At 68.3% G+C, this 25,891-nt stretch carries 27 protein-coding genes, 1 tRNA gene and 2 CRISPR repeat arrays; of the genes, 14 read left to right on the top strand and 14 right to left on the bottom strand.

The genetic code is table 11. The features are described 5' to 3' along the window. Positions 1-28 precede the first annotated feature (28 nt). Together VED21_RS23735 and VED21_RS23730 are read left to right on the top strand one after the other, a co-directional pair. Entirely contained in the window at positions 29-814 is a 786-nt protein-coding gene (locus VED21_RS23735; protein WP_324886682.1) for a competence/damage-inducible protein A, read from the top strand. A 119-nt stretch (positions 815-933) separates the two neighbouring features. Then, complete coding sequence (locus tag VED21_RS23730; RefSeq protein WP_324886681.1) at positions 934-1,188, top strand: hypothetical protein; 255 nt, start codon at positions 934-936, stop codon at positions 1,186-1,188. 10 nt (positions 1,189-1,198) lie between these two features. On the opposite strand, the gene VED21_RS23725 is transcribed toward VED21_RS23730, so the two are convergent. Next, entirely contained in the window at positions 1,199-1,366 is a 168-nt protein-coding gene (locus VED21_RS23725; protein ID WP_324886680.1) for a hypothetical protein, read from the bottom strand. Positions 1,367-1,528: 162 nt separating this feature from the next. Here VED21_RS23725 and VED21_RS23720 point away from each other — a divergent pair. After that, positions 1,529-1,613: transfer RNA gene (locus VED21_RS23720), tRNA-Leu, on the top strand. Positions 1,614-1,924: 311 nt separating this feature from the next. Beyond that, positions 1,925-2,107, top strand: a complete 183-nt coding sequence (locus VED21_RS23715) for a hypothetical protein (RefSeq protein WP_324886677.1) — start codon at positions 1,925-1,927, stop codon at positions 2,105-2,107. Between the two features lie 182 nt (positions 2,108-2,289). Here the strand turns inward: VED21_RS23715 and VED21_RS23710 are convergent, their stop codons facing one another. The 5 genes from VED21_RS23710 to VED21_RS23690 form a co-directional block, all read right to left on the bottom strand. Further along, a complete protein-coding gene (locus VED21_RS23710) occupies positions 2,290-2,478 on the bottom strand; it encodes a hypothetical protein (RefSeq protein ID WP_324886675.1) in 189 nt (62 codons plus the stop codon). A gap of 5 nt (positions 2,479-2,483) precedes the next feature. Next, positions 2,484-3,017, bottom strand: a complete 534-nt coding sequence (locus VED21_RS23705; RefSeq protein WP_324886673.1) for a hypothetical protein — start codon at positions 3,015-3,017, stop codon at positions 2,484-2,486. A 124-nt stretch (positions 3,018-3,141) separates the two neighbouring features. Continuing rightward, on the bottom strand, positions 3,142-5,898 hold the full coding sequence (locus VED21_RS23700; protein ID WP_324886671.1) for a hypothetical protein: 2,757 nt from the start codon (positions 5,896-5,898) through the stop codon (positions 3,142-3,144). 2 nt (positions 5,899-5,900) lie between these two features. Then, positions 5,901-6,206, bottom strand: a complete 306-nt coding sequence (locus VED21_RS23695; protein ID WP_324886669.1) for a hypothetical protein — start codon at positions 6,204-6,206, stop codon at positions 5,901-5,903. 5 nt (positions 6,207-6,211) lie between these two features. Beyond that, positions 6,212-6,568 (bottom strand): hypothetical protein, encoded by a 357-nt coding sequence (locus VED21_RS23690; RefSeq protein ID WP_324886667.1) that lies wholly within the window; start codon positions 6,566-6,568, stop codon positions 6,212-6,214. A 184-nt stretch (positions 6,569-6,752) separates the two neighbouring features. Between VED21_RS23690 and VED21_RS23685 the strand changes: the two genes are divergently transcribed. Next, positions 6,753-7,268 (top strand): hypothetical protein, encoded by a 516-nt coding sequence (locus VED21_RS23685; protein ID WP_324886665.1) that lies wholly within the window; start codon positions 6,753-6,755, stop codon positions 7,266-7,268. A gap of 333 nt (positions 7,269-7,601) precedes the next feature. Here the strand turns inward: VED21_RS23685 and VED21_RS23680 are convergent, their stop codons facing one another. The 7 genes from VED21_RS23680 to VED21_RS23650 all read right to left on the bottom strand — a co-directional run bounded on the left by VED21_RS23680 (position 7,602) and on the right by VED21_RS23650 (position 12,990). Further along, positions 7,602-8,165 carry a hypothetical protein gene (locus VED21_RS23680; RefSeq protein ID WP_324886663.1) on the bottom strand — a complete coding sequence of 188 codons (564 nt, stop codon included), beginning with the start codon at positions 8,163-8,165 and terminating at the stop codon, positions 7,602-7,604. A gap of 6 nt (positions 8,166-8,171) precedes the next feature. Then, entirely contained in the window at positions 8,172-8,372 is a 201-nt protein-coding gene (locus VED21_RS23675) for a hypothetical protein (protein WP_324886661.1), read from the bottom strand. A gap of 105 nt (positions 8,373-8,477) precedes the next feature. Beyond that, positions 8,478-9,386, bottom strand: coding sequence for a hypothetical protein (locus VED21_RS23670; RefSeq protein WP_324886659.1), 909 nt, complete (start codon positions 9,384-9,386; stop codon positions 8,478-8,480). Beyond that, positions 9,383-10,771, bottom strand: a complete 1,389-nt coding sequence (dnaB, locus tag VED21_RS23665) for a replicative DNA helicase (RefSeq protein WP_324886657.1) — start codon at positions 10,769-10,771, stop codon at positions 9,383-9,385. The genes VED21_RS23670 and dnaB overlap by 4 nt, the downstream gene beginning before the upstream one ends. Then, positions 10,768-11,082, bottom strand: a complete 315-nt coding sequence (locus tag VED21_RS23660) for a hypothetical protein (protein WP_324886655.1) — start codon at positions 11,080-11,082, stop codon at positions 10,768-10,770. The genes dnaB and VED21_RS23660 overlap by 4 nt, the downstream gene beginning before the upstream one ends. Positions 11,083-11,513: 431 nt before the next feature. Continuing rightward, positions 11,514-12,578: a hypothetical protein gene (locus tag VED21_RS23655; protein ID WP_324886654.1), complete on the bottom strand. Its 1,065-nt coding sequence runs from the start codon at positions 12,576-12,578 to the stop codon at positions 11,514-11,516. Positions 12,579-12,720: 142 nt separating this feature from the next. After that, on the bottom strand, positions 12,721-12,990 hold the full coding sequence (locus VED21_RS23650; RefSeq protein ID WP_324886652.1) for a helix-turn-helix transcriptional regulator: 270 nt from the start codon (positions 12,988-12,990) through the stop codon (positions 12,721-12,723). Between the two features lie 122 nt (positions 12,991-13,112). On the opposite strand from VED21_RS23650, the gene VED21_RS23645 reads away from it, so the two are divergent. Next, positions 13,113-13,688, top strand: a complete 576-nt coding sequence (locus VED21_RS23645; protein ID WP_324886650.1) for a hypothetical protein — start codon at positions 13,113-13,115, stop codon at positions 13,686-13,688. Further along, positions 13,685-14,191 (top strand): hypothetical protein, encoded by a 507-nt coding sequence (locus tag VED21_RS23640; RefSeq protein WP_324886648.1) that lies wholly within the window; start codon positions 13,685-13,687, stop codon positions 14,189-14,191. Before VED21_RS23645 ends, VED21_RS23640 begins: the two co-directional genes overlap by 4 nt. Here VED21_RS23640 and VED21_RS23635 read toward each other — a convergent pair. Continuing rightward, positions 14,185-14,934: a hypothetical protein gene (locus tag VED21_RS23635; protein WP_324886646.1), complete on the bottom strand. Its 750-nt coding sequence runs from the start codon at positions 14,932-14,934 to the stop codon at positions 14,185-14,187. The two genes, VED21_RS23640 and VED21_RS23635, sit on opposite strands and share 7 nt — an antisense overlap. A 319-nt stretch (positions 14,935-15,253) precedes the next feature. On the opposite strand from VED21_RS23635, the gene VED21_RS23630 reads away from it, so the two are divergent. The 7 genes from VED21_RS23630 to casB form a co-directional block, all read left to right on the top strand. Beyond that, on the top strand, positions 15,254-17,122 hold the full coding sequence (locus VED21_RS23630; protein ID WP_324886645.1) for a CRISPR-associated endonuclease Cas3'': 1,869 nt from the start codon (positions 15,254-15,256) through the stop codon (positions 17,120-17,122). Next, entirely contained in the window at positions 17,037-17,846 is an 810-nt protein-coding gene (locus VED21_RS39020; RefSeq protein ID WP_414638291.1) for a hypothetical protein, read from the top strand. Before VED21_RS23630 ends, VED21_RS39020 begins: the two co-directional genes overlap by 86 nt. Before the next feature lie 96 nt (positions 17,847-17,942). After that, positions 17,943-19,739: direct repeats of the CRISPR family, unit length 29 nt; unit sequence GGTGCCCCCGCACATGCGGGGATGGACCC. A gap of 340 nt (positions 19,740-20,079) precedes the next feature. Then, the gene (gene cas1e / locus VED21_RS23625; protein WP_324886643.1) at positions 20,080-20,967 is read left to right on the top strand and encodes a type I-E CRISPR-associated endonuclease Cas1e; all 888 of its coding nucleotides are present in this window, start codon (positions 20,080-20,082) and stop codon (positions 20,965-20,967) included. Next, positions 20,939-21,232 carry a type I-E CRISPR-associated endoribonuclease Cas2e gene (gene cas2e / locus VED21_RS23620; protein ID WP_324886641.1) on the top strand — a complete coding sequence of 98 codons (294 nt, stop codon included), beginning with the start codon at positions 20,939-20,941 and terminating at the stop codon, positions 21,230-21,232. The genes cas1e and cas2e overlap by 29 nt, the downstream gene beginning before the upstream one ends. Before the next feature lie 65 nt (positions 21,233-21,297). Then, a CRISPR array of direct repeats spans positions 21,298-22,607; the repeat unit is 29 nt; unit sequence GGTGCCCCCGCATGTGCGGGGATGGACCC. A 498-nt stretch (positions 22,608-23,105) separates the two neighbouring features. Then, on the top strand, positions 23,106-23,771 hold the full coding sequence (locus tag VED21_RS23615; RefSeq protein WP_324886639.1) for a hypothetical protein: 666 nt from the start codon (positions 23,106-23,108) through the stop codon (positions 23,769-23,771). 22 nt (positions 23,772-23,793) lie between these two features. Further along, positions 23,794-25,386 (top strand): hypothetical protein, encoded by a 1,593-nt coding sequence (locus tag VED21_RS23610; RefSeq protein ID WP_324886637.1) that lies wholly within the window; start codon positions 23,794-23,796, stop codon positions 25,384-25,386. A 31-nt stretch (positions 25,387-25,417) separates the two neighbouring features. Next, a partial coding sequence (gene casB, locus VED21_RS23605) for a type I-E CRISPR-associated protein Cse2/CasB (RefSeq protein ID WP_324886635.1) occupies positions 25,418-25,891 on the top strand: 474 nt, incomplete at its 3' end.

Raw genomic sequence — 25,891 nt, 5'->3', positions numbered from 1 at the left:
GCGGCCCATCAGAAACGAACCGGACGCCATGACTTCCTCAGATGCCAACCCCACCGCCCCCAATCCAACCGCCGCCGTGCTGATCATCGGCAACGAGATCCTCTCCGGCCGCACCAAGGACGCCAACCTGCCGCACATCGCCGAGAAACTGGGGGAGATCGGCATCCGCCTGCGCGAGGCGCGCGTCGTCCCCGACGTGCCGGAGGAGATCGTCGACGCGCTGAACGCGTTGCGCGCCCGCTACACCTACGTCTTCACCACCGGCGGCATCGGCCCGACGCACGACGACATCACGTCCGAATGCGTCGCCAGGGCCTTCGGCGTGCCGCTTGAGCGCAACGCGGACGCGGTGGAGCGGCTGGAGCGCCACTACGCCGGGCGCCAGCAGCTGAACGAGGCGCGGCTGCGCATGGCCAACGTGCCGGCTGGCGGCATCCTGGTGGACAACCCGATCAGCGCCGCCCCCGGCTACCAGATCGGCAACGTCTTCGTCCTGGCCGGCGTGCCCAACATCATGCAGGCGATGCTGGACAGCGTCCTGCCGCGCCTCAGGGGAGGCCCGCCCATCCACGCCCGCACGGTCAGCTGCGAACTGGCCGAGGGGCGCCTCGCCGCCGACCTGGGCGCGTTGCAGGAGCGGTACCCGCAATTGGAGATCGGCAGCTATCCCTATTTCCGGCGCGGCGATTTCGGGGTCAGCCTCGTCCTGCGCGGCACCGACGAGGCGGCGCTGGACACGGCGGCGGAGGAGCTGTGCGGCATCGTCCGCACCCTCGGCGGCACACCCGCCCTGACCATCGGCGCGAAGGGCTAGGCGGTTCGGCGGGGAGGGTTCGGCGAAGGAGCGGGTGGCTATATCGGTGCGGCGGATTGTCGCGGGTCCGAACCAAACCAACTCTTAGAGTTGGGCATTGAACGGATGCGTGTCGCACCATGAAGCCGTACGAGAAAGCCGCCGTCCTCTTCCTTCTCCAGCATCTTGCCTCCGGCGCGGCCGGGGCGGTGGTGCTGGGCATCGGCATCCTGGTCTTCGACATCGCCAACCTGGGCACGCTGGTGACCGGCAGCGAGCAGTGGCTGATGGCCACGTTCCTGCTGTTCTTCGGCCTGATCACGACGTTCGGCGGGGTGGCGATGTGCGTGGGCGTGATGTCGATCGGCGAGGACCCCTACGCCGGCGGCGACTAGAACGGCCCGGCTAGAACGGCCCAAAGGTCTGGTAGACGAAGACCAGCGCCGCCAGCACGGCCAGCCAGATGGCCGTGTTGCGCAGCCACGTGTGCCGGTTCAGCGCGATGGCGCCGGGCACCACGATGATCATCACCATGAGCAGCCCCACCAGCCGCAGCCAATCGCTTTCCGCCATTGCTTTTACCCTCATCGCGCCATGCGCCGTCTTCACGATAGGCCCGCGCGGGACAATGTCCACACGCACTTGACCCGCCGCGCGACAGCGGCTATCCACCCCGCACGGGCGCGTGTCAAAGCCGTGGTTGATAACAACCACTCGGCGAAACACCGCCGGGGAGCGGGCGTGGCGGAACAGGCAGACGCATCGGACTTAAAATCCGAAGCCGCAAGGCGTGGGGGTTCGAGTCCCCCCGCCCGCACCATCTTTAAAATCAATATCTTAAATGTTTCCGCCTTGTGTTCCTTCAAAAGGGATGGCGGGCCAGCAATCATATAGCAATCGCCGTGTCGGGCATTGCTCCGGTAGGGCGGGCTGGCCCGCAGCCGGCCGAAACTCAGGGTTTTTGGGGCTCGGCTCGAAGAGGGCAGCTCGGGTGGAGCCTCCCGGCGGCTTGGCCGCCGGCCGGGCGCTGCTTTCCCCAGTGCACGCGCCGGTGGTTCATCCTGTTGACGTCCCATCGTCCTGTGGACAGGGGACGGTGAAGGGGACACCATCTGGAACAGAGGAGGCACCATGGCCAGCGACCTACAGATCCCACCTGAACTGCACGACAAGTTCGACTACATGGATTGCCGGTTGCCGAAGATCAGCCCGGCGATGCCCATCCCAGATCACATCCAGCGCGCAATCCAGGAACGTGCCGCGCGAAGGGCAGGTCGGTTCCAAGAGGAAACCCTTGGAAACAGTGACGTTTGACCCTGTTCTCCCATGCAGGTGATGCGATCGGTTGATCGGGAAATGGGACACGGGAAAAACGGGACACCGAGTCGCAATGGGACGGAAGTGGGATTCTAGAGAATTCCAACCTCGGTGTCCCATTGCCGTTGGGACGCGTGGAAATGTGCGCGTCGGCTCCGCCAGTTCGATGCGCACACCCGTCATGTCGTGGTGTGGTCTTGAGCGATTCGCTCTGCCTCCAGGCTCAACCTGATCAGGGCTTCCGCCGCGAGCACATCACCCTGCTCGGCACGGACCAGCAGCCCCTTCAGCAGCCGCCGGCGAGTTGCCGCCGCCAGTGGTGTGGCGCCGCGCCCGACCCGGCGCCCCTCGGTCGTAGTGGTGCCCATGGCGATCAACCACGCCCCGAAATGAGACGGAGGTGGCGCAGATCGGCATATAGCTCGTCAGAGCCCAGCCAAGCGGGCCGGTGGCGGCGCAGCTTCTGACCGATGGCCGCGATGTCGCCCATGGTCGACCTCAGCAGCTTGTCCAGGTGATTGGCATGTTCGACCAGGGCTGCCTCGGTGGCCTCGTCCTCCGCGATCTGGAACTGCTGGCGCGCCATCGTCGCCACATTCTGCGCGTCGACGTGGCGGCCTCTGGCCGCCGTCACCGCTTCGCCCGCCTCGTCGAGCATCTTGGCCAAGTCCTCCAGGTCCGCATCGACGACGGCGAGCTGGAGGGCGTGTTGCTTCTGGTCGTTCTTGTTGCCCTGCCGCGCGCTGTCCACGATGGCGCTACGCCGGCTGCGCAGATCGTCGATGCGCTCGCTGAGCTGGTTGTGCTTGGCGCGGGCGGCAGCCAGCACCTGTGCGGCCTCCCTCTCGCGCAGTTCGGCGCTGGCGAGCTGTTGGGCGGCGGAGCGGATTGCAGAGGTCTCGGTCATCTTCGTCCTCATCACTTGGAGTTTGAGCGGGGAATAGAGGAGCTTGCCGCGACTTGGTTCCTGCCAGCGCGGCGCTCTACGAGTTTGACCTGGCGGGCAGAAGGCCACGGTCGGTATGCAGTAATCATCCGGTGAACCCGTACGCCCCAGGCTGGTTGATGGTGGTCAGCGGGATCTCCTCCTCCTTGATCTTTTCCCCCGCCGGCGTCTCGTGGATCACCGTCATCGTGCCGCCGAGTTGAAGGTTCTCGCGCCCCGTGAAGGTCCGGGGGTCCGACGGCGGCAGCGGCGTTCCCGCTTCCGGCGCGGCCGGGCCGCGGCTGGTCTTCTTCGCCTTCGGCGCCGTGTCGCCGCCGGCCGCGCCGACGCCGGAGAACTTCTTGCCGAACAGCTCACGCCAGCGACCGACTGTCATGCCGTTGAGGTATGGGTTGGCGTTGGCGGCGCGGTCGCCGACGATGCTCTCCATCATCACGTTGTTGTCGGAGCGCATGATTTCGGCCGCCTTCCCCGGGCCGAAATGCCAGCCGGCATAGAGCCCCAGCGGCGTGACATCGGCGCCGCCGGCCTTCAGCGCCGGCGCGATGTCGTTCTCCAGGTGCTGCGACGCCATCTGGCGCGAGAAGTCGCGATTGTGCCGCAGCGCGAGGATCTGTTCCTCCGTCATCCCGGCGGTGCGGAAGCCCCCGTACTTCTTCACCGCCGCCAGCCAGGTCGATTTGGTGAACTGGTGCCAGCCGCGGGCACTGGTGCGGGTGTTGCCCTGCTGCGTGCCGTCGGCGCTTTCCACTGCCTCGAGCGTGTTCAGGAATGTGTCCGACGCCGGGCCGCCGGTCGGTATGACCGCCGGGGCGGACGGCGCTGGAGAAGCCCCGGGCGGGGTCGGGAGTCCAGGAAGCCCAGGCAGGGGCGGCGGCGGAGGGATGGCGGGCCGGCTGGCGCTGGGCGCCGGCGGCGCGTCCGGCGCGCTGGGCACGGGAGCGCCGTTGCGCCAGGGGCGGTGCGGCGCCAGCTTTCGCTCAAGGTCGTCCTCGAGGCGCTTCGCCGCGGCTTTGTCGCCGTCCATCATGGCGCGCATCGCATCGCCCAGCGGGTCGGCGAACTTGGTCACCTGTCCTAGCAGATCGGCCGTCAGGTCGCGGATGTTCGTGGTCAGCGGCAACAGGTTGGAGCCGATCTCGGTCAGCTTGTTGGACAGGCCGGCCATCGTCTCGACGACGCGCGTCCCTTCGGTCTTCTCCATCCCGTGGGCGGCCAGCGTGCGTACAAGTTCCTGCCGAAGATCCTCGCCCTGTAGCGCCTTCAGCGTCACCTTCTCGGCGTCGCTGACGTCGTTGCGTCCCAGCACCTTCGAGCGCCACGCGTCGAGATCTCTGGCGCCCATCACGCTCGCTATGTCAGCGAGCGCCGAAGAGTCGACGTTGCCCAGGCTGATACCGGCACGTTGCAGCCAGTGGTTGGCCGTGGACACGTCGCCATAGTGAAATTGACTGAGGGCTTCCGCCTGCCGGATGTTGATGCCGAAATGGCGAGCGAGCGCGTGATACTTCCTGTACTCCGACACTCCCTTGTAAAGCAGATTGAATTCTTCGCGCATCATCTCGAAATTGGTGACGCGGTCACCGTGGCCAAATGCTTTGTTCGGTGTCTCGAACATGCCGCCGGCCAGCAGATATTCGGCTTGGTAGGGGTCCGTGATGCTGCGGCGCGCCAGGGCCCGATAGGTGAGGTGCAGGGAGGCATCGCCGGCCGCCCCGCCCTGCATCACGGCGCTGTTGATCTGGTTGATCAGCGCTTCGGCCGCCGCGCCCTTCAGGCCCGCCATTCCGGTGGCGTTCATGCCCGCGTACATGCCGGCCCAGTCTTCGACGTTTGTGCGGTTGATCAGGTGGCGCGACGCGCCCTCCGACCAGCGCAGCAGCGCCTGCATGGTCTGTTCGACCTGCCCGGACATGCCGCCCTCGCGCACGGCCTCGCCCAGCATCAGCGCGAAGCGCTTGGGGTCCTCGCCCAGGTAGGCGGCGCGCCCGAGCCCGGCCACCATCGAGCCTGGGTCGATGCCGTAGCCGCGGGCAAAGCCAGCGCCGAACCGCACTTGGTCCTGCACCCGGGCGGAGTGCGTCTCGTTGGTGAGCTGCGTCCAGGTCTGCGACAGGCGCAGCGACTCCGCGTGCGTGATCCCCAGCCCTTCCGAGGTTTCGCGCACGCGCAGGCGCAGTTCACGGAAGTCGGTGCCGGCGTCGCGCAGGTGGCGCCAGAACTGGTCGACGCCAACCGCCTCATCCTGCCCCTGGCTGGCCCCGGTGGCGACCATCGAGCCGATCTTCTGGATACCGGCGAGGCCGAGCATCCAGGGGATCGCGGTCCTGCCGAACGCCAGCATGGAGGAGCCGAAACCGCCGCCGCCGGAACCACCGCCCCCGCCGGGAGACGCACCGCCGCCCGGTGTCCCACCTTCTCCACCGCCGCCCCCGCCGCCCCCACCGCCACCGCCGCCCCCGCCGCCGCCGCCGCCCGGCGAGGGAGGCGTGAACCGGGTGCCGTTCAGGATATAGCGGCCGGCCTGGACGGTGTGCCGGCGGCGGTCGCTCTCGTCGGGGAACGCCCGCACGTGCTGATCGTACCAGCCGCCCCAGTCTTCAGCGCCGATGCCGCGCACCGCGGCGGCCGTAGCGCCGCGGCCAATCTTCAGCAGGTCCTCGTAGTTCTTCTGCATCCGCTGGAGGTCGGCGGAAACCTCCTTCAGCTCCGGATGCGACAGGTCGAGATCCTTGAAGGCGCGCCCCTCCTGCCCGGCGCGCCGGATCGCGGTGCGGATCTGCTCGAAGGCGTTGCTGACGGAGGAGGCATCAGCGGTAATCGGGATGCGCACCCCGGACATGATCAGCTCCGCACGACAGGCTGGTTGGGGATGGCCAAGGCCGCCATCCGCTGGGAGATCCGCTCCGCCGACGCCGCTGCGAGGCTGGAAGCGCGGTCTTCGAGCAGCCGCTCCTGTCGGGCGTCATGCATCGCCTTCTCGTCGGCGATGGCGCCCAGGAAGCTCGCGTGTTCGCGTTCCAGATCCGCGAGCCGAGCCCTGGCGTCGGCCGTGTCGTTGCCGGTGAGCAGCGCTTCGCTGATGGTGACTTTCGTCAATTCGATTTGCTGTGCGGCCAGAGCGGCTTTCGCCTCGAGATCCGTTTTCATGGGGATCACCGGAGGCGGACGGTGAGGCCGAACCGGACGGCCAGGTGGTGGAGGGCAGTTTCGCGCTTCGACGCCTCATGGGCGGTCACACGGCGTTCCATGACGTCCTCGTGAAGAACGGCACGGGCCTTAGCGAAGGTCTCGCGGACCCGCTGGTCCAGCGCAGCGGCGTCCCGTTCCTGTTGCGCTTGGCGTTCCTCTGCGCTCCGGCGCTGCGCCTCCTTCTCCATCGCCTTGGCGAGGCGCTGCATGCCTTGGACGTCGTCAACGTACATGATCTCCGGCATGCGCTGCGCCTTCTCCAGGCCCTCCCGCTGGCACGCCGCAAGATCATCCAAAAGCAGGTCGAAGTTGGATCTCATACCTTTTCCCCTCATTCCGGCCCATTTCGGTGATTTTTGCCGTCACGACTTTTGGGCGCCGAGCAATAGGGGAAGCTGGGAGGGCGGGGGCTTGGCTGTTTCGTACGAGCGGTGCGGGAGGTGCCTGAAGCCAAGTCGTGACGGCTTAATCGTGCTCGTGTCGTCTACAGGAACGGAGCGCGCGGTGTCGGTGGAACGTGAGGGGGGCAGTCTCAACCTTTTCCGCTGCGAACGGCGCTCCTGCTCACTGTCGGTGACGAGCTGCGCGGCATCTTGGCAGGCTGCCCAGCGCAAGCGGCCGGAGCCGTGGGAAGGGCTGTGGCACTGCCGGTCCTGCCCCGTCGGTGCGGCGAGTGCCGGCAAGCCCATGCCCGTCGCCACCGTTACCGGCGACGCCCTGTCGTGCATCTGCCCGCGCTGCCAGCGCTCGGCCGCCAGGATCATCAAGGGGCGCCTGTGCGTCTCCTGCTACAACCGCGAGCGCGAGGTGATCAAGGGGCGGAACGCCAAGGGCACCATCCCGCGGTTGACGGCGAAGCTCCATCGCCAGGTCCTGGCCGTGAACGATGGGAACGCCGTGCGCGTCGAGGTCTTCGATCGCGTCGCCAGCCGGGTCGAGGCGATGCTTGCGATTGCCCGAACGTCGACGGGCTCTGTTGCCTTCGGCCGGCCGGCGTTGCTGCTGGAGGCGCGGGCATGATGGGGGAGAGCTGGGCCATTCTCGACCATGCGTGCCGCGTGTGCGGTGGCCGGCTCCTGAGGAACGGCGCAACCTGCCTCTGCCCAACGTGCGGCGCCGCGGCGCCGAGGGTCGACGAGATCTGCGGCTGCGGGATTCGGGCGGTTGGTCACCCGAGGATGAAACCCCTCATGCGCTGCATCCTGAACCCATCGCCGACGCCGGAGATGCCATCGCTGGTGCTGATCGCGCCGACGGCCACCGCGGGCTTCTGAAGCGAGAGGGCGGGGACGTCAGGTGCGGGGCTCCGATCTATCGAGCCGGATCAAGGGGCACTGGTTGATGGGCCCTGCTTTATCGAACCCTGCTGCGCCTCTCGGCTTCCTGGGCTGCGGCAGCGGGCTCGAGCGACAGGACGCATGCTGTTCCGGAGAACCCGGCGACGATACAGATCGCGACGGTGGACCGCCGCTGGAGCGCGAAGAGCGTTCCGGATGCACCGTCGCTGACGCTCTTCAGCTCGAAGCCGTCCGCGAGCAGCTGGTTAAGGGATTGATCTGTCTGCTGGAATCCAGGAAGCGCCATTGCCAGCGCAGACCTGTTCAACTGCTCCAATCCCCCGACGCCCTGTGCAAGGGCGCTGCCCATCGTCATGAAAATGCAGGTGCTGATTGCTGCGATTCGGAGCACGGCGGCCTCGTGTGCGGTTTCGGCTTCAAGCGTACCCGCGATACTTGTTCGTGTCATAGAAAAATGCACGCTCAGAGGGTAGTTGTGCTGTTCGCGTTGATGCTGTTCACGCGTGAGGCACGCGTGGGTAACGTGTGCCGTTGTCCACTCGGGGGGATGCTGATGCCCAGGGTGAACCGAACTGGTGAGCAGCCAACCACGCGCCCATGCGGGAGCGGTGGTGACCATCGCTGATTAATCAGACCGGCGGCCGGACAGGCGCGCTCCGACACGTTCGATCGTCTCCCTGTCACCCGGCCGCATCCGCTCCAGGTCTTTGGTGGTGATGAACAGGCCGCGGCGCCGATGCCAAGCTGCTGCGGCCATCGAGCGGATCTCCGAATCATCAGCAGGAAGCTCGGGCTGGAACTTGGCGAGGTATGAGCGAACGGTCATGATCGGGGGCTCCGGTTTCAGCGAAGGATCAGCGCGGCGTCGGGAAGGCCAGGGAGGCACCTTGGTCGTTCCGCGCTGGGCGAGGCATGTGTGGCGGCGGGGGGCCTACCCGACAGCCTCCATCTGCCCGAGGATTTCGCTCACAAGATCGGCAGGGGCACCGCACGGTGCCTGCCCAGCACGCGGCTGGTGCCCCGGCTTGGCACCCCATTCGGAAAGCCAGAAGCCACTGTCCCGAAAGCCGATCAGGCGGGGGCGCCACTGGGCTCGGCGGAGATCTTCGCCAACGAACCTCTCCGATGTTTCGGCCTGACGGCGCCTGTCGCGGCGCTCCTGGACGGCGGGCCAGAAGTAGTTCAGCGAATTGGCTCGAGCCGCACGACCGTCGGCGATGGCGTCGCGGATGGCGGGCAGGATATCGCACTCCGGGTCCGCGCCATCGGCGATCCACTGCCGCACGGCGCTGTAGGGCCTGGGGGTCGGCAACTGATCCCAACCCAGCATGGCGACGATCTGAGGGCCCACATCACGCCATCCCTCGCGCGGAGCAGCTTCCTCTGCTTTGTTCTGTTCTTCTCTGTTCTGCTCTGCTCTGGGCGTTTCCGGGCGTTCCATGGCGTTACGCGGCGTTACATCGTCCGCAACGCCACGCTTCTGCCTTTCCCGCTCTCGGTGGGCGCGGACGCGCTCAGCCGAGTTATCGTTCTCACGTTCCCGCTTGGGCTGGCGTTTATCCCATTTCTGAACTCGGCCAGCAGCGATCATGCCCCGCTGCTCGAAGGCGTCCATCAGGGCGCGGATATGGTCTTCATCCGCATCGAGAGCACAGGCGATCACCTCCGGGTCGGTTCCCGCAATGCTTCCGCGGTCTTCGGCCTGGGAGGCGGTGTCGAGAAGGAGCCACCATGTCGCGACGGCGAGCGCGCGCGTAACGCCAGCCTTACGGGCGACCAGCGTCAGCTTCGTATCGGTCGGGGCGCCGTGCCAGGAGCGAAACCAATCGACCATGATCATTCCCTCGCCAAGTCGCTGAACAGGGTGCGCTCGGCGTCGTAATGCGCCTGCACGGCACCGGTGCGCCCGTCGCGCTGCTTGAGCACGAGGAAGTCGGCGACCCCCCGCGCGGCGCTCATGCGCTGCTGCCAGCGGGCGTGGCGGTCATTGAACTTGCCGTCGTCCTCGCCACGCTGCACAGGCTCCTCCTTGGAGGCGTAGTATTCGTCTCTGTGCAGGGCGAGCACGACGTCGGCCTCCTCCTCGATGCGGCCGGACTCACGGAGGTCGGAGAGCTGGGGGCGCTTGTCCTCGCGCTCTTCGACCTTGCGGCTGAGCTGGCAGAGCAGCATCACGGGAACGCCAGCGGCTTTCGCCGCGCTTTTCACCGCCTTCACGGTCGCGGAGCGCTCCTCATAGTCGCTGCGATACGCACGGTCGCCGTTCATGCGCTGAAGGTGATCAACGATGACCAGCCCAACCTTCTTCTGGCGGCGCAAGCGCAGCATGCGCTGGCGCAGCCGCATCGGCGTCAGCGTGTCGCTGTCGTCGATGAACACCGGCAGCTTGGCCAAACGCTCGCCGGCCCGCTGGAGCTGGAGCCAACTGGCCGGATCGAGTTCGCCTCGGTCCTGCTGCTGGGTGCTGATGCCGGTTTCGGCAGCGAGCCAGCGCGCAACCAACCCGTCACGGGTCATCTCGGCCGAGAAAATTGCCACCGGGACGCCGGACTGGGCGGCCTTGCGAGCGGTGGTGGTGATGGCCATCGCGGACTTGCCCATGGCCGGGCGGCCGGCGCAGATCCACAACTGGCCAGGCTTCATGCCGCCGGTCATTCGGTCCAAGTCGTGCAGGCCAGTGGTGACGCCGGCGACGGCACCGCCCGCCTTCCATGCGGCCTCAATCCGGCTGAGAGTCTCGGCAACGGCCGTACCGGCGTTGACGATGGCGTTGCCGTCCTGGCGCTCGGCCAACGTGAACAGCGCACCCTGGATCTCCTCCAGGCGCCGCTCCGCCGGCTGGTCGTCCGGCAGGTATCCGAAGTCAATGAGCTGATGGCCGGCCTCGATCATCTGGCGGCGCATATACAGCTCGACGATTTCCCGCCCGTATTCCCGGGCGTTTACCACCGTCACCACGTTGGCAGCCAACTCGGCCAGGTATTTCGCGCCGCCGTCCACAACCAGGTCCAGGTCGGCGTCGAAGTAGCGCTTCAGGCTGATTGGGTCCGCACTGCGCCCATCGCTGACCGCATCCGCGATGGCCCCATAGAGGCGCTGGTGCACGGGGTCGTAGAAGTGCTCCGGCCGCAGAAACTCGGCCACCTTCTCGAAGGCCCGATTGTTGACCAGCAAGGCGCCCAGGAGCGCCTGCTCGGCTTCTTCGTTGTGGGGAGGCGCCTTCATGATTCGCTCTCCTCCCGCGCTGCCAGCGTGGCCATCCGGTTGCCGAGGCTCTCCATGTCGACTGTGTCGATCGGGCCCCGCTGCCAGCACAACCGCTCCATGTCCTCGTCCAGCCCTTCACGCAGCTCCGTGATGGTGGCGACGCGGATCGTGGGGAAGCCGGGAATCTGCACCTCCTTACGCGGCGGAGCGGCGAGACGACGCCGGGTCGTGACGGCACCTTGAGGGGACCCACTCACTGCGCAATGACTGCCCCCGCCGAGCCCTTCCACGGAGCGGCGGGGGATCTTCTTGTCCGGCAGCCAGGTCATCACAGCACCGTCTTCGGTTCGGAAGACGAGCGGCGTGGCTTAGAGAGCTTGGTGAGCGCCCAGCGGCGGAGAGTGCCAGCCTGATACTTCGCGAAGCGTCCGTAGTGCTCAACGGGCGGCCCGTCGGAACGTCGAGTGAACCAAGTTGCCAAGGTCGCTGGCGACGTTTTCAGGCCCATGGCGCTCAGAAGCTCGGCGGCCTCCCTGCGAGAACACAGGTGCTCGTCGGGAACAAGCAATATGGCGGAGCGCTCTGCGTTCTGGGGCGGGGTGGCGCTGGCCCTTACAGTATTTGTTTCGGTATGATGCTGGAACATTGGAGCCTCACTGATGAGTTCGCCGCCCTGGTGGGGCGGTGCATCAATGATTGTCAAAGCTCAGCAAAGGAGCGCAAACGGTAACAGGTAACTGTTGCCTGTTGTTTGTTACTGTTACCTCCGTTTGTCACTCCATCTTTTGAAATAAACCTCAACTGTCTTTTGCCCAATGCCTAGGCTGGACGCGCATTTGCCATACCAATCCTTCTTCAAAGTCTCTCCGTTGTATGGGTATGAGGTGATGTTAGCTTCAAACCAAGCCCAAGCTTCTGCCGTCTTACCTCGCTGGGGGCGCGCCTCCCGCCTTTCCACGGCTTCCCCTTCTGGAAGCCTATGGCCGACAGCACCCGAAACTGCGACCGGTGGTTTCACGTGGCGTGAGTGTGCAGTAGGTGAGGCTGGCCAAGTTAACTTTACGTCGGCACTGGAAATTAGCACGCTTATGCAATGAATGTTGGGGTCTATCGAAAGTGATGTTCCATCTTGTTGCAGTGTGGATTGCTTCCATTGTATGGCGGTAATCGGTAATCTCATGGAAGCTGCGGCGCCTTCTTCAAGGAATATGCCGCTTGTATCTGAGGGGAACTGCCACACGTTTTCCTTGATCTCCGTGAATGCTCGTGCGCATGCTCCGTTCTCCAGGCCTGCTCGCCAGAGATGCCGCAATGTTGAATCGCAAGCATCTGGGTCATCGGGGATACTTCCTGTGTCGAGATAGATGATCCATGCAAGGGCCTGTCCAAGCGTCCAGTACCGTGGCAACTCATATGGGCAGGGCGGTGGTGCGAGTTCCGCTTTTCCAAGTGGGAAGTAGTCTGATAGATGAACCCATTTTTCATCAATGATGGACGGCGGTAAAATGCGTTTTTTGACGCAAAAATCCTTCACCGCTTCATGTGAGATAAGATTTTTTCTTGAAAACGCTATGAATTTTTCAGGAATATTATTATGGCTATCGATTTGCGTTCCTTTTGCCTTCCTTACGAACTCAGGGAGAAGATGGCGATCAGTAGGGGCGTATTGTTCATCGACAAGGCCAGATCCATTTTTTCCGTAGAACCAACCGATGGCGGCCCAATGAAGTATACGTTCGATAACAACACCAATTTCATCTCCTGACTGCAAGGCCCAATCCTGAGCCAGGTCGAATAGATTGGTGTAGCGATTATCGAATGTCATCTTCTGATCTCGAGCATGCGTCGTTGGTGATGTGCGAGCGACGGCATCCTGAAGCAGGGTTGACGCTCTCGGCGCCCCGTCTGAGGCACGTTGACAACATTGAGGGGCTTGGCTAGCGGGGCTGCCCGTGTTGGAGTCGCGGTTAACCGCTGCCAGAGATTTCCTGCTTCAGCCTGACGCCGGTTCCTCCTCCTTCAGAGGTCTCGCCGCTGCCGATGAACGCCACGCCGCCGGTCTCAAGGGCAGCCCGGATGTCGGTCAGCGTCCGGTAATAGGGGTTTCGCGCGCCGCGCTCGAAGTCGGCGAGCGTCTGCTTTGCGACCTTCGCACGTGCGGCCAACTCCTGCTGGCTCCAGCCCAGCAGCGCACGACCGGCGCGGCTTTGCTCAGGGGTGATAACGCATTCTGTCATGATGTTGTGCTTTTATATTGACCAATCGATAGGGTTAGGTCAATACTTTGGCATGAGGTTAGGCCATTCGCAATGGGGTAGCCTCAGATCACGCCACTTCGGCCACCGCTGTAGGAGAAATTATGTCAACCACCAAGGTGTTAGGCAGCCCTCAAGCTCAATCGAAGGCAGGCGCCCCTCCTGCTGACCAGCTTCTCGTATTGGCCTGGGCGGGCTATGTCGCCGCGGTTGCCGAAATGGGGCAGGCAACCCATCCAGACAAAGACGGTGAGTCGCAGCGTCGAGTGACCGCGTGCGCCGAGGTTCTCGAGAGCCACCCTGCACATACGCCTGTCGGCATTGCCGCCAAGCTGCGCTACCTGGTGAGCGGAATCCATGACAGCCCTGCTGCCTGGAAGGCGTTGGTTGAAGGGGGGTCGCTGCAAGACGCCATTGTCGACGATTCGCGAGCCAAGGCGCTCTGGGATGTCATTTCGGAGGTCGAAGCGCTTGTAATGGCTCCGGTAGTCGAGCCCGATGCCTTCGCCGACACGGTGGCAGCCTTCGAGAACGCTGCTCCTGAACCGCTTTGCATGCCCCAATCGCCTACGGATGCCATGGTCCAGGCTGGTGCTGCTGCGGCCGGTATCACGCTGAAGCGGTTCGCAAACGCCTATGCCGCCGCGGTGGAAGCGTTTAAGGGGGAGCGCGCGGCATGACCGCCGTGGCCTGCATCATACCGCAGCGGCCGGCGCTTCGTGCGCCGGCCATCCACTTGGAGATCGAGCGTCGGCGCGGCGCCGTCGTCGCCGACTGGCAGGCCGCCGTCATCGCGGAGTGCCGCCGGCATGAGACGCTGAACCCGGCGCTGGTGGCCAATTTGAAGCGTGCCGGCCTGCTGGAGCGCTGCACTTTCCTGGCCAGCGACACGCCGGCCGGCCCGCTGCGGTTCCGCTACATCGGCTGCCCGACCATCGCCATGCTGGGGCGGGGGTGGGCGCGCCGGCATATGGGCCGGCCGCACATGGAAAACCCTCACGTCGAGTTCCCCGACGCGCTGGCGCCGCTTTATGCCGAGGCCATCGACGGCGGGGAGCCGCTGCACAACCGCGTGACCATGCACGGACCGTGGGCGGAGGGGCGGCCCTACACGCACGTCTTGTGCGGCTGGAAGGCGGCGGACGGCCGGCGTGCCATCCTGTCCGCCATCGCCCTTCACTGATGGGGCCGGCCGTGCACGAGGCGCCCGAAGTCCTGTTGCACGCCCCCGCGGCCCAGCCGCAGGAAGTGCAGCGGCGGGCGCTCCACGCCGGCTTGCCGGTAGAGGATGGTGGGGCGCCGGTCCAGGTGGCGCGGGCCGGCGCGCTTCGTCGCCCAGGCCGGCACCACGTCGGGCGTGACGACGCCACACCACCACGACGGCTGCCAGCGCGCCCAGGACAGCAACCGCACTGCCCGGCCGACTAGGTGGAACAGCCCACGCCCGCGCCAGTCCGACCGATTCCAGCCGGCGGCGATCCAGCACACCGGCCCGAAAGTCTCGTGCGCCGGCCCGTCACCGACGAAGCACCGCTCGCCGGCCGGAGCGTCGGCGGGGTCATCGTAGAACAGCTCCAGCGCCGCCAAGTGATCGGCGAACGAGTGCGCCCGGCAGTCGACCAGCAGCCCGGCCTGCACCGCCACCACGTCGCCGTCGCCGGCGGTGTCCACCGCGCCCACCCAGAAGCTGGGCAGCGACGCCGCGCGGTGCAGGATCGGCACCCAGGACGCGAGATTGCGTCGGTTGATGGCCTCCAACTCGCACCAGTTGTCGGACACCACCAGCGTGAGGCCCATCGCCAGCGCATCGGCGCACAGCCGGTCGCGAACCCGCCCCAGCAATTCGGCATGGGGCATGTCGCCGATGGGCAGTGTCTCGATCAGCGCGCGTCGCGAGGCTGCTTCCGCTCTCGTTTCTCCCAGCATGTGGATGATCCGTAGACGTTAGGGGCCGGGCTAATTGTCAATCTCTCAGCCTGGCCTTCCTGCGGATCATGGCGTCACGAGCGCATGGCGTTTCCGGTGCCGTAGAACGATGCCCCCAGCCCTGCGGAGCCACTTGGCAACTGCATCCCCAGGGCCGACTTGCCGGCCAGCGCGAACGGTGAGACGCTGAGGGCAGACCAATTGCCAACTCGAAGGCATCCATGTGCACTCCCTTCCCCAACAGCTCCGCGCCCGGGCAGGACGCGGCTGGTGCAGAGCGGGAAGGCGGTGCAGGGGCGCTTGGCGGTGGCGTGCCGCCATGACCCCTCAATCCCTCTTCTTCCAGGCCAAGGCCCACCGCGTGGGCGAGGTGCTGGAGTTCCACCCGCTGCTCGGCCATTGCGCCGACGTCGCCGCCTGTCTGGAGGCGCTGCTGGAGCGGCCGGTCATCCGCGACCGCCTGGAGCATGCGGCCGGCGGCGTGCGGCTGACCGAGGTGCACCGGCACCGTCTGTGCGTCCTGGCCGCGCTGCACGACGCCGGCAAGGTCAACCACGGCTTCCAGCGCCGCATCCGGGGCGAGGGCAGGGGCGCCGGCCATGTCGGCCCGCTGCTGGCCCTGCTGGACGACACCGTGCCGCGGAACCGGCCGCTGAGACGCGCGGTCATCGCTGCGCTCGGCCTGCCGGCCATGGCCGATTGGTGCGATCCGCCGGAGGGCGTCGACGCGTACCTGCGCGCCATCCTCGCCCACCATGGCGCCCCGGCGCAGGGCGAAAGCGCCGACGCCGCCCTGTGGAGCGCGGCCGGCGGGCGCGACCCGGTGCAGGGCATCGCCGGCCTCGCCGCCGCGGCGCGCGCGTGGTTCCCCCAGGCGTTCGAGCTCGGCGAGCCGCTGCCGGCGGCGGAGCCCTTCGTGCACGCCTTCTGCGGGCTGTTGATGCTGGCCGACTGGTTGGGCTCCGACGCGGCGTTCTTTCCCTACGCCGCGCCGGGCGACGGCGACCGCATCGCCTTCGCGCGTGAGCGGGCGCGCCACGCGCTGGCCGCCATCGGCCTGGACACGGACGCCGCGCGGCGGCGCCTGGGCGACCGGCTGCCGTCCTTCCAGGCGCTGTTCGGCGTCGAGCCGCGCCCGGCGCAACGCGCCGTCGAGGCGCTGGACGGCGCCGACGACGGCGGGCTGGCGATCCTGGAGGCGGAGACCGGCAGCGGCAAGACGGAGGCGGCGCTGCGCCGCTTCCTGGAGCTGTTCCGGCAGGGGGCGGTGGACGGGCTGTACTTCGCCCTGCCGACCCGCACCGCCGCGGTGCAGATCCACGCGCGCGTGCACGATGCCGTCGCACGCATCCTGGGCGCCGACGCGCCGCCGGTAGTGCTGGCCGTGCCCGGCTATATGCGGGTGGACGACGGCACGGCGGAAGGCCGGCTGCCGGGCTTCGGCGTGCTGTGGCCGGACGGCGGGCCGGGTGCCGACGGGCGCGGCTGGGCGGCCGAGCATCCCAAGCGGTACTGCGCCGCGCCGATCGCCGTCGGCACCATCGACCAGGTGCTGCTCGCCGCCTTGCAGGTCAAGCACGCGCACCTGCGCGGCGCCGCCGTGCTGCGCCAGTTCGTCGTGGTTGACGAGGTGCACGCCTCCGACCCCTACATGGCGACGCTGCTGGGCGTGCTGCTCGACCTGCTGCGGGCGGCGGGCGGCCACGCCCTGCTGCTGTCGGCGACGCTGGGTGCCGCGGCGCGCACCCGCCTGCTCGGCCGGCCGGCGTCGGCGACGCCGCCGCTCGCCGAAGCGGTCGCCGTGCCCTATCCGCTGCTGGCGACGCGCGCCGGGGACGGCCCGCCCATCGCCGCGGGCGGGACCGCGAAGCGCATCACCATCCGCCTTGCCGACGCGGCGGCGGAGGCGGACTCCATCGCCGCCGAGGCGCTCGCCGCCGCCCGCCGCGGCGCCCGCGTCCTGGTGATCCGCAACACGGTGCGCGGCGCGCTCGCCGTCCAGCTCGCCCTGGAGGGCTGCGGCGGGGGCCGATGCCGGCCTGCTTCTCGCCTGCGAGGGCGTGCCGGTGGCCCACCATTCCCGCTTCGCCCGCGAGGATCGGCTGCGGCTCGACGCCGCGCTGGAGGAGCGCTTCGGCAAGGGGGCAAGACCCGGCGGCGCCGTGGCGGTGACGACGCAGACGGCTGAACAGAGCCTCGACCTCGACGCCGACCTGATGATCACCGACCTGTGTCCGGCCGACGTGCTGTTGCAGCGGTTCGGCCGGCTACACCGCCACCAGCGCGCGCGGCCCGACGGATTCGCCGCGGCGACGGCGGTGGTGCTGGCGCCGGACACCGGGGCGCTGGCGGCGCTGATCGCCGTCGACGGCGTGGTGCGGCGCGGCCTGAACGGGTTGGGGACGGTCTATCCCGATCTGCTGGCGGTCGAGGCGACGCGGCGCGCGCTGGCCGCCGGCGGGGCGCTGGACCTTCCCGCCATGAACCGCCCGCTGGTGGAGGCGTCCACGCATCCCGAGGCGCTGGCCGCGCTGGCGGTGGAGCTGGGCGGCGCATGGCCGGCGCTCGACCGGCGGCTGCGCGGCGGCGAGGCGGCGCAGCGCACGCTGGCGCGGCTCAACGCGCTGGACTGGCGGGGGCCGCTGCCGGACGCCTTCCAGGAGGCCGATGCCGAGATCCGCACCCGGCTGGGCGCCGACGACCGGCTGGCCCTGTTCGACCCGCCTGTCCGCGGCCCCTTCGGCGTCGCGATCGGCGGCGTCACCGTTCCCGGCTGGCTGGCCGCCGGCCGCGTCCCGGCGGACGCCGTGCCGGAGCGCATCGCGGCCGCCACGGACGGCCTGACGTTCCGGTTCGGCGCGCTGGACCTCCGCTACGACCGCCTGGGCCTGCGCCCCGCAGAGGCTGGCTGACCGCGCCGCCTTGCTCGCACAAGGCGAGCGTGTTATGCGGAAATGCACCAGCGGAATCTTGAACAATCGAAGACTGACAGCGACTTACACCCGAGAGGTGCCCCCGCACATGCGGGGATGGACCCGGCGTGACCTTCACGCAAGCCGACTTGGCACCGGTGCCCCCGCACATGCGGGGATGGACCCTCCACGCCCATGCGCTTGGCGTCCGGGCCGCCGGTGCCCCCGCACATGCGGGGATGGACCCGAAGCCGACATCGTCGAAGGCTGCCTGTCCGCGGTGCCCCCGCACATGCGGGGATGGACCCTCTTGCAATATCAGGGTCTTCGTTTTCCTTGCGGTGCCCCCGCACATGCGGGGATGGACCCATCGCCCGGAAGCTGAGCGACGCCTTCGCCAAGGTGCCCCCGCACATGCGGGGATGGACCCCTGGGTGGCGGCAAGAAGTCGCGCGAACTGGGGTGCCCCCGCACATGCGGGGATGGACCCGCCACCTTCACGCCGCTGTTTCCCTTGCTCAGGGTGCCCCCGCACATGCGGGGATGGACCCCAGCACGAACGGTCCATCGACGATCAGGTGCGGGTGCCCCCGCACATGCGGGGATGGACCCCACCAAAGCCGCTGGACGAGCATCACGTCGATGGTGCCCCCGCACATGCGGGGATGGACCCTCGTACGTTGCCACGCCGGCTGCTTGGCCTTGGGTGCCCCCGCACATGCGGGGATGGACCTCTGCCATTCTCGTTCCGGTGGCGCGCCGGCAAGGTGCCCCCGCACATGCGGGGATGGACCCCCAGGCCGACATTTCGTCGTCGGCGCTATCGAGGTGCCCCCGCACATGCGGGGATGGACCCCGCGCTCTGTGCGGCTTAGCCGCCGCCCTCCTGGTGCCCCCGCACATGCGGGGATGGACCCTCGGCCGGCGGCACCCCCACCGCCGGCCATTTGGTGCCCCCGCACATGCGGGGATGGACCCCTACGCCGCCAAGGATGCGACGCATGCTCCCGGGTGCCCCCGCACATGCGGGGATGGACCTCAATAGGCGCGCCTAATACGCAATCGTGACAAGGTGCCCCCGCACATGCGGGGATGGACCCTCGTCCTGCGACAGGCCGGCCTCGTGCGCGATGGTGCCCCCGCACATGCGGGGATGGACCCTCCCGATGCCGCCGGAGAACATCACGACGTGGGGTGCCCCCGCACATGCGGGGATGGACCCGACGGCACGGCCGACAGCGTCATCACCGGCGTGGTGCCCCCGCACATGCGGGGATGGACCCTCGACCTCTCGCCGCAGTTTGGCCGCCTCGGCGGTGCCCCCGCACATGCGGGGATGGACCCGCGCTCACGCTGCCGTTGGTGTAGGCGGTGCAGGTGCCCCCGCACATGCGGGGATGGACCCGCCGCTTCGGGCGCTCCACCCTGTACGGCTTCGGTGCCCCCGCACATGCGGGGATGGACCCTCGATGGATCCGATTTCCGTGCCCCGGAACAGGGTGCCCCCGCACATGCGGGGATGGACCCTGTTCGCCGTAGGCGCTGAGCGACTTGCTCAGGGTGCCCCCGCACATGCGGGGATGGACCCCTTGCCAAGGTGGCCGAAGCGCACAGCGAGGCGGTGCCCCCGCACATGCGGGGATGGACCCGGCATTCAGACGACCGGCGTCTACAGCGTCGAGGTACCCCCGCACATGCGGGGATGGACCCGGATCAGGGTTTCACGCTGACCGGTTCAAGCGGGTGCCCCCGCACATGCGGGGATGGACCCTTCTACGAGATCGCGGCCATCACCATCACCCTGGTGCCCCCGCACATGCGGGGATGGACCCGACGCGAGGATTGAAGCCTACCGCATGAGGGCGGTGCCCCCGCACATGCGGGGATGGACCCACTACCAGCTGACGTGGGTTGCCGCCGCCTGGGGTGCCCCCGCCATGCGGGGATGGCCCCTCCCACTGCTGGCCGTCCAGCTTCACGGGCGTGGTGCCCCCGAACATGCGGGGATGGACCCATGGGGCCGGGTCTCGCGCACCGCTGCCTTCAGGTGCCCCCGCCCATACGGGGATGGCCCCCGCGCGCTGTGCGGCTTCGCCACCGTCGATGGCGTACCCCCGCACCCGCGGGGATTCGCGCGCATGCCCTCTCCACCGCCGCGTGCCGATTGACAGCCGCCGGCACGCGGGGTGAGACTCGGGCTCAGCTCGTGCTTCTGGAACGGAGGGAGGGCGGCGTGGTGCTGAAGGGGCGCCTGGGGCTGGAGACCGCCCGCATTCCGCACGCCGACCGGCACGGCCTGCTGTGGCTGTCGCGTGGAACGCTGTTCGTCGAGGACGGCACGCTGCGCTTCCAGTGCGCCGGCTCGGCCGAGCTGGCGCCCGGCGACTACGCCATCCCGTTCCAGACCGTCTCGATGATCCTGCTGGGCCCCGGCACCACGGTCAGCCACGACGTGCTGCGCCTTGCCGCCCGGCACGGCACCGGGCTGGCGGCCGTGGGCGACGACGGGGTGCGGCTCTACACCGCGCCGCCGCTCGGCCCCGACGACAGCCGGCTGGCGCGGGCCCACGCGCGGGCCTGGGCGGACGCCGACGGCGCCCGGCTGTCGATCGCCCGCCGCCTGTACGCGTGGCGCCTGGGCGAGGTGCTGCCGCACCGGGACATCGAGGTGCTGCGCGGCATCGAGGGCGCCCGCATGAAGGAGACCTACCGCCTGCTGGCCGAGCGGCACGGCGTGCGCTGGCAGGGGCGCCGCTACGACCGCGCCGCGCCTACCGCCGCCGACCCGCCCAACCAAGCGATCAACCACGCGGCCAGCGCCGTGGAGGCGGCGGCGGGCATCGCCGTGGCCGCCACCGCGGCCATCCCGCAGCTCGGCTTCATCCACGAGGATTCGGCCAACGCCTTCGTGCTGGACGTGGCCGACCTGTTCCGCGACCGCGTCACGCTGCCCGTCGCCTTCCAGGCGGTGAAGCGGGCGGAGGCGGAGCCGGCGGTTCCGCTGGAACGCCACGTCCGCCGGCTGGCCGGCCGCGTGTTCCGGCAGGACCGCGTGATCGACGCCATGATCGGCCGCATCAAGGAACTGTTCGATGCCGATGACCGTCGTGGTGACGCGTGACGTTGCCGACCGCTTCCGCGGCTTCCTCGCCTCGTGCATGGTCGAGATCGCCCCCGGCGTCTACACCAGCCCCGGCATGACGCGTGGCGTGCGCGAGCGCGTGTGGACGGTGCTGGAGTCCTGGTACGGCGAGCTGGGCGGCGGCTCGGTCGTGATGACGTGGCGCGACCCGTCGCTGCCCGCCCGCCAGGGCGTGGCGATCCTGGGCGAGCCAGCGAAGACCCTCGTCGAGCACGACGGCGTCCTGCTCGTAAAACGCGAGTGACCGGGCGGTTGATGCACCGGCGGATCCTTGGACAATTGAAGAGTGACAATGAGTTAGAGTATAGAGGTGCCCCCGCATGTGCGGGGATGGACCGCGAGCGGTCAGCGACGGGGGCGGAGACGGTCAGGTGCCCCCGCATGTGCGGGGATGGACCCCGCTCACGATGCGCAAGGGACGCCCCAGGCGCGGTGCCCCCGCATGTGCGGGGATGGACCCGCGGCGTCCGGCGTCAGGAAGGCGCGCCCCTCGGTGCCCCCGCATGTGCGGGGATGGACCCCCCACCAGCGCCACGGACAGCGATCCCCGCCCGGTGCCCCCGCATGTGCGGGGATGGACCTTGCCGGCGAGGTGACGATAGCCGCAGCGGAGCGGTGCCCCCGCATGTGCGGGGATGGACCCACCGCGGCGAAGGGCGAGGTGGTGGCCATCGAGGTGCCCCCGCATGTGCGGGGATGGACCCTCCGGCGCCGCATGGCGCAAGCCGAATGAGGTGGTGCCCCCGCATGTGCGGGGATGGACCGCCACCCGCAACCTTCGTGCCGAAGTTCAACAGGGTGCCCCCGCATGTGCGGGGATGGACCTTTCCCAGGTTTACATGGAAGAATGGATGATGAGGTGCCCCCGCATGTGCGGGGATGGACCTGGCACCGGAATGGTGCGAGCAACGCAAGCCTTGGTGCCCCCGCATGTGCGGGGATGGACCGTCTTGGAAATGCCGTGGGCATGATGACGACGTGGTGCCCCCGCATGTGCGGGGATGGACCCCCTCGGCACGCGGGCCCAGGCGCTGCGCATCCGGTGCCCCCGCATGTGCGGGGATGGACCCGAAGACGACATCGTTGAAGGCTACCTGTCCGCGGTGCCCCCGCATGTGCGGGGATGGACCCTATGACCCGCGCGACCCCGGCGGCGAGACCAAGGTGCCCCCGCATGTGCGGGGATGGACCCCCGGACCAATGGGCATTAATCCCCTTCAGGTCGGTGCCCCCGCATGTGCGGGGATGGACCCGCGGATGTGCGTGTGGTCCCAATCGGTCCCGTGGTGCCCCCGCATGTGCGGGGATGGACCCTTTGCAATCGGTCGCCGTCACTTTGTTGCTGCGGTGCCCCCGCATGTGCGGGGATGGACCTGTCTATCTCACCCCCGACGGCACCGAGTCCCCGGTGCCCCCGCATGTGCGGGGATGGACCTTCGAGATCGAGGCGACGACCAAGGCGATCCGTGGTGCCCCCGCATGTGCGGGGATAGACCCCAAGCAGTGGTCTTCCTTGCGCTCGGTAGTGAGGTGCCCCCGCATGTGCGGGGATGGACCCTTGCGCGCCAGCTCGTTGCGCTCGGCCAGCGTGGTGCCCCCGCATGTGCGGGGAGGGACTCTGCCCTGGGAATTCCAGCACCATCCGACGTCGCTTCAGTTCTGGCAACCGAATCTTGCTGGTGGATTGGGTTGTTTCTTGACCTGCGTGCGGGTGGGCGACACTCATGCGGTGTTCCACCTGGATGTGGTGGTTCCTCCTGGAGGCTGCGTGGAAATGCGTGCTGACCTCACTTCGTGAGGATGGACCACGTAAAGGCCTGTCGACAGCGTTATCCCCGCCCCTGCGGGGTTGGTGTGGGCCCCCAGTTGCCTTGTGCGATTGGGGGCTTCCTTTTTTGGGGTTGACGCAGGCCGAATCTCGCGTAAATTAATTTGCATGTCGATAAGCCATTACGGTTGTCCATTTGCGAAAACATCCCTGCGGTCGAATGGCCGGCGGCAGAAATAGAAAGGCCGGCGAGTTGCTCTCGCCGGCCTGAAACTGAGGTCCCCAGGGGATGTGCCGAACGGCAGTGATCTGGTCCTGGGGCGCACGCTCATAATTTGGCATTTGGACTATGCCGATGCAAGCCCCCTTTTCGTGTCTGCCCGCCACCATCGACAGTATCGAAATGGCGCTATCGCCCGCTCGATTTGGGCGGTATGTGGCGATGGCGCAAGGCGATCGGGCGCGGGCTTTTCGTTTATACCACTGGAATGCGCTCCTCAGCGCCTCGCTGTACTGGCCCATGCAGATCATGGAGGTGGCATTTCGCAATGCGATCGTAACAGTGCTGCGCAACCGTTACGGCGCCGGGTGGCACGTTGAGCCACGCCTTTTGCGATGCCTTGATGCGCCGGACCACAACAAGTTGAACGAGGCCGTTAATCGCCACGCCGGGTCGGGCATGCCGGTGGATGCCGTGGTAGCGGACATCACCTTCGGGTTTTGGGTCGCGCTGCTGGCACGACGTTATGAGGTGCCGCTCGGCTGGCCGAAGCGTTTGCCGGTAGCCTTTCCGCAGCTTCCGCCGGGACTCAGTCGTGAGGACGTACGGCGGCGTGCTAATGAGATCCGTATCCTGCGGAATCGCATTGCGCACCATGAACCAATCCTGCATAGAAGGTTGCAGGATGATTATTACGCGATACTCGATGTAATAGGTTGGTGTAGCATTGATCTCCGATGGGTTGTGGAACGGACGGCCGACGTCCTTCCGCTCTTTCGGAACCCTCCATCATGATTCGACGGCATGAGGGTGCGTGATGTCGCCTTACAACCTGCTCACCGATGCGCTGATCGGAGTCCGCCTGGGCGATGGCGCGACGGCGGCGGTGAGCCTGCCGGAGGTGTTCGCGCGGCTGGCCGGCAATGGGGTGGAGGCGTTCACCGCGCTGGCGGCGTACCAGCGGCAGGGCTGGTATTGCCTGCTCGTGCAGGTGGCGGCGCTGGCCCTGCACCGCGCCGGCCTCGACGCGCCGCCGGTCGACGCGCCGGCCTGGGCGGAGCTGCTGCGCGGGCTGACGCCGGGAGAGCCGGACGACGCCCCCTGGTGTCTGGTCGCCGACACGCCGGAGCGGCCGGCCTTCCTGCAACCGCCGGTGCACGTCGGCGGCATGGCGGCGTTCGGCAAACGCATCGACACGCCCGACGGGCTCGACATCCTGGTCACCGCCAAGGACCACGACGTCAAGATGGCCCGCATCGGCCGGCCGCGGCCGGAGCACTGGCTCTACGCGCTGGTCAACGTGCAGACCATGCAGGGCTTCCTGGGGCGCGGCAACTACGGCATCGTGCGCATGAACGGCGGCTTCGCCAGCCGGCCGCGCGTCGGCCGGGCGCCCGCGGTCGACTGGGCGGCGCGCTGGCGGCGCGACCTCGCCGTGCTGCGCGACGGCCGCGCCGAGGTGCTGGCGAACCATGGGGAATTCCCCGCCGCCGGCGGGCTGGCGCTGCTGTGGCTGGAGCCGTGGGACGCCGAGGAGGCGCTGCCGCTCTCCCGTCTCGATCCCTGGTGCGTGGAGGTGTGCCGGCGCATCCGCCTCACCGAATCCGCCGGGCGCATCGCCGCCGTCACGCGGCCGAGCAACACGCCGCGCATCGCCCCGCCGGAGCTGGGCGGCAACGTCGGCGACCCGTGGATCCCGCTGGACGCCAAGGGCACGGCGCTGACGGTGGGGCCCGGCGGCCTGGACCACCGGTTGCTGGCCCGCTTGATCGGCGCCGACAGGGCGCACGCCGCGCCGGCCCAGCGCGCCCACCCGCAGGACCCGGCCGGCGACGTGCTGCTGTGCGCCGAGGTGCTGGTGCGCGGCCAGGGCCGCACCGAGGGGCTGCACGAGCGCCTGATCCCCGTGCCGGCGCGCGCCCGGTCCGTCCTGGACGACAGTCCCGAGCGCGTCGGCGAGGCGGCCGGGCAGCAGGTCGAGGACGCCGCCAGGATGCGGCTGCGGGTGCTGAAGCCGGCGCTGCTGACGCTGGCGCAGGGCGGGCCGGTGCTCAAGGACCTCACGTACGACGACCGCCGCGCCGACCCCTGGCTGGACCGCTTCGAGCGGCTGGTGGACGACGCCTTCTTCCCGGCGCTGTGGAGCCGCCTGGAGGATGGGGACGAGCGGCCGTGGCTGCGCACGCTGGCCGGCTTCGGGCGCGGCGTGCTGCGCGCGGCGGAGGGCGGCATGGCGATCCCCACCGCCCGCCGCCCGCGCGCCGTCGCCCGCGCCGGCGCCGCCTTCGAAGGGCTGCTGCGCCACACCTTCCCGACCCTTCGCGCCACCCAGGAGCCCAGCCAGGAGCCCGCCGATGGACAGCCCGCCGATGGACCGGACGCCCGCGCCGATGCCCGCGCCGATGCCTGACCGTCCGCCCGCGCGCGTTCAGGAAGATGCGGTGGCGCTGCTGGCCCGCCGCATCGGCGGCCGGGCCATCGGCACCGGCGGCGTGGCGCGGCTGCGCCGGCTCGATCCCATGGCGCCCGCCGCGCCCGAGTTCTGGCGCCTGCTGGCCGAGATCGCCGAAGGCGCCGGGCACGCGGGCGTGGCCGCCGAGGGCACGGAGCGCGGCTGGGCCATGGTGATGGCCGGCATGGCGCGCATGGCGCCCAACCACCACCGCCGCGGCGCCGCCTTCGCCCCCGGCCGCGTGCTCGCCGCCACCGACTATGCCGAGCCGCGGCTGCTGCGCCTGCTGCGCGTCGATCCCGGCACGCCGGCCTTCGCCGACGCCCTGCGTGCCGTCGCCGCGTGGCTGGCCGTGCGCGGGCAGCCCGTCGACTGGACCGGGCTGGCGGCGCTGGCGCTGGCCCGCCATGAAGACGCCGTCGAAACGGCGCGCCGCAGCATCGCCCGAGACTACTACACCGCC

This window comes from Azospirillum sp., from assembly GCF_035627195.1.
Taxonomy (GTDB): Bacteria; Pseudomonadota; Alphaproteobacteria; order Azospirillales; family Azospirillaceae; genus Azospirillum.
Note: the sequence above shows the minus strand (reverse complement) of the source record. Positions and strands in the feature narration are given on the sequence as shown.

Excerpts from the sequence above, each read along its gene's own strand:
- cas2e (WP_324886641.1), top strand. The coding sequence starts at position 20,939 with ATGCCGATGACCGTCGTGGTGACGCGTGACGTTGCCGACCGCTTCCGC.
- dnaB (WP_324886657.1), bottom strand. The coding sequence starts at position 10,771 with ATGAAGGCGCCTCCCCACAACGAAGAAGCCGAGCAGGCGCTCCTGGGC.
- VED21_RS23735 (WP_324886682.1), top strand. The coding sequence starts at position 29 with ATGACTTCCTCAGATGCCAACCCCACCGCCCCCAATCCAACCGCCGCC.
- VED21_RS23675 (WP_324886661.1), bottom strand. The coding sequence starts at position 8,372 with ATGACCGTTCGCTCATACCTCGCCAAGTTCCAGCCCGAGCTTCCTGCT.
- VED21_RS23695 (WP_324886669.1), bottom strand. The coding sequence starts at position 6,206 with ATGAAAACGGATCTCGAGGCGAAAGCCGCTCTGGCCGCACAGCAAATC.
- VED21_RS23630 (WP_324886645.1), top strand. The coding sequence starts at position 15,254 with ATGACCCCTCAATCCCTCTTCTTCCAGGCCAAGGCCCACCGCGTGGGC.
- VED21_RS23730 (WP_324886681.1), top strand. The coding sequence starts at position 934 with ATGAAGCCGTACGAGAAAGCCGCCGTCCTCTTCCTTCTCCAGCATCTT.
- VED21_RS23690 (WP_324886667.1), bottom strand. The coding sequence starts at position 6,568 with ATGAGATCCAACTTCGACCTGCTTTTGGATGATCTTGCGGCGTGCCAG.
- VED21_RS23635 (WP_324886646.1), bottom strand. The coding sequence starts at position 14,934 with ATGCTGGGAGAAACGAGAGCGGAAGCAGCCTCGCGACGCGCGCTGATC.
- VED21_RS23710 (WP_324886675.1), bottom strand. The coding sequence starts at position 2,478 with ATGGGCACCACTACGACCGAGGGGCGCCGGGTCGGGCGCGGCGCCACA.
- VED21_RS23715 (WP_324886677.1), top strand. The coding sequence starts at position 1,925 with ATGGCCAGCGACCTACAGATCCCACCTGAACTGCACGACAAGTTCGAC.
- VED21_RS23700 (WP_324886671.1), bottom strand. The coding sequence starts at position 5,898 with ATGTCCGGGGTGCGCATCCCGATTACCGCTGATGCCTCCTCCGTCAGC.
- VED21_RS23640 (WP_324886648.1), top strand. The coding sequence starts at position 13,685 with ATGACCGCCGTGGCCTGCATCATACCGCAGCGGCCGGCGCTTCGTGCG.
- VED21_RS23670 (WP_324886659.1), bottom strand. The coding sequence starts at position 9,386 with ATGATCATGGTCGATTGGTTTCGCTCCTGGCACGGCGCCCCGACCGAT.
- VED21_RS23725 (WP_324886680.1), bottom strand. The coding sequence starts at position 1,366 with ATGGCGGAAAGCGATTGGCTGCGGCTGGTGGGGCTGCTCATGGTGATG.
- VED21_RS23650 (WP_324886652.1), bottom strand. The coding sequence starts at position 12,990 with ATGACAGAATGCGTTATCACCCCTGAGCAAAGCCGCGCCGGTCGTGCG.
- VED21_RS23645 (WP_324886650.1), top strand. The coding sequence starts at position 13,113 with ATGTCAACCACCAAGGTGTTAGGCAGCCCTCAAGCTCAATCGAAGGCA.
- VED21_RS23655 (WP_324886654.1), bottom strand. The coding sequence starts at position 12,578 with ATGACATTCGATAATCGCTACACCAATCTATTCGACCTGGCTCAGGAT.
- VED21_RS23680 (WP_324886663.1), bottom strand. The coding sequence starts at position 8,165 with ATGGTCACCACCGCTCCCGCATGGGCGCGTGGTTGGCTGCTCACCAGT.
- VED21_RS23660 (WP_324886655.1), bottom strand. The coding sequence starts at position 11,082 with ATGACCTGGCTGCCGGACAAGAAGATCCCCCGCCGCTCCGTGGAAGGG.
- VED21_RS23615 (WP_324886639.1), top strand. The coding sequence starts at position 23,106 with ATGCCGATGCAAGCCCCCTTTTCGTGTCTGCCCGCCACCATCGACAGT.
- VED21_RS23705 (WP_324886673.1), bottom strand. The coding sequence starts at position 3,017 with ATGACCGAGACCTCTGCAATCCGCTCCGCCGCCCAACAGCTCGCCAGC.
- VED21_RS23610 (WP_324886637.1), top strand. The coding sequence starts at position 23,794 with ATGTCGCCTTACAACCTGCTCACCGATGCGCTGATCGGAGTCCGCCTG.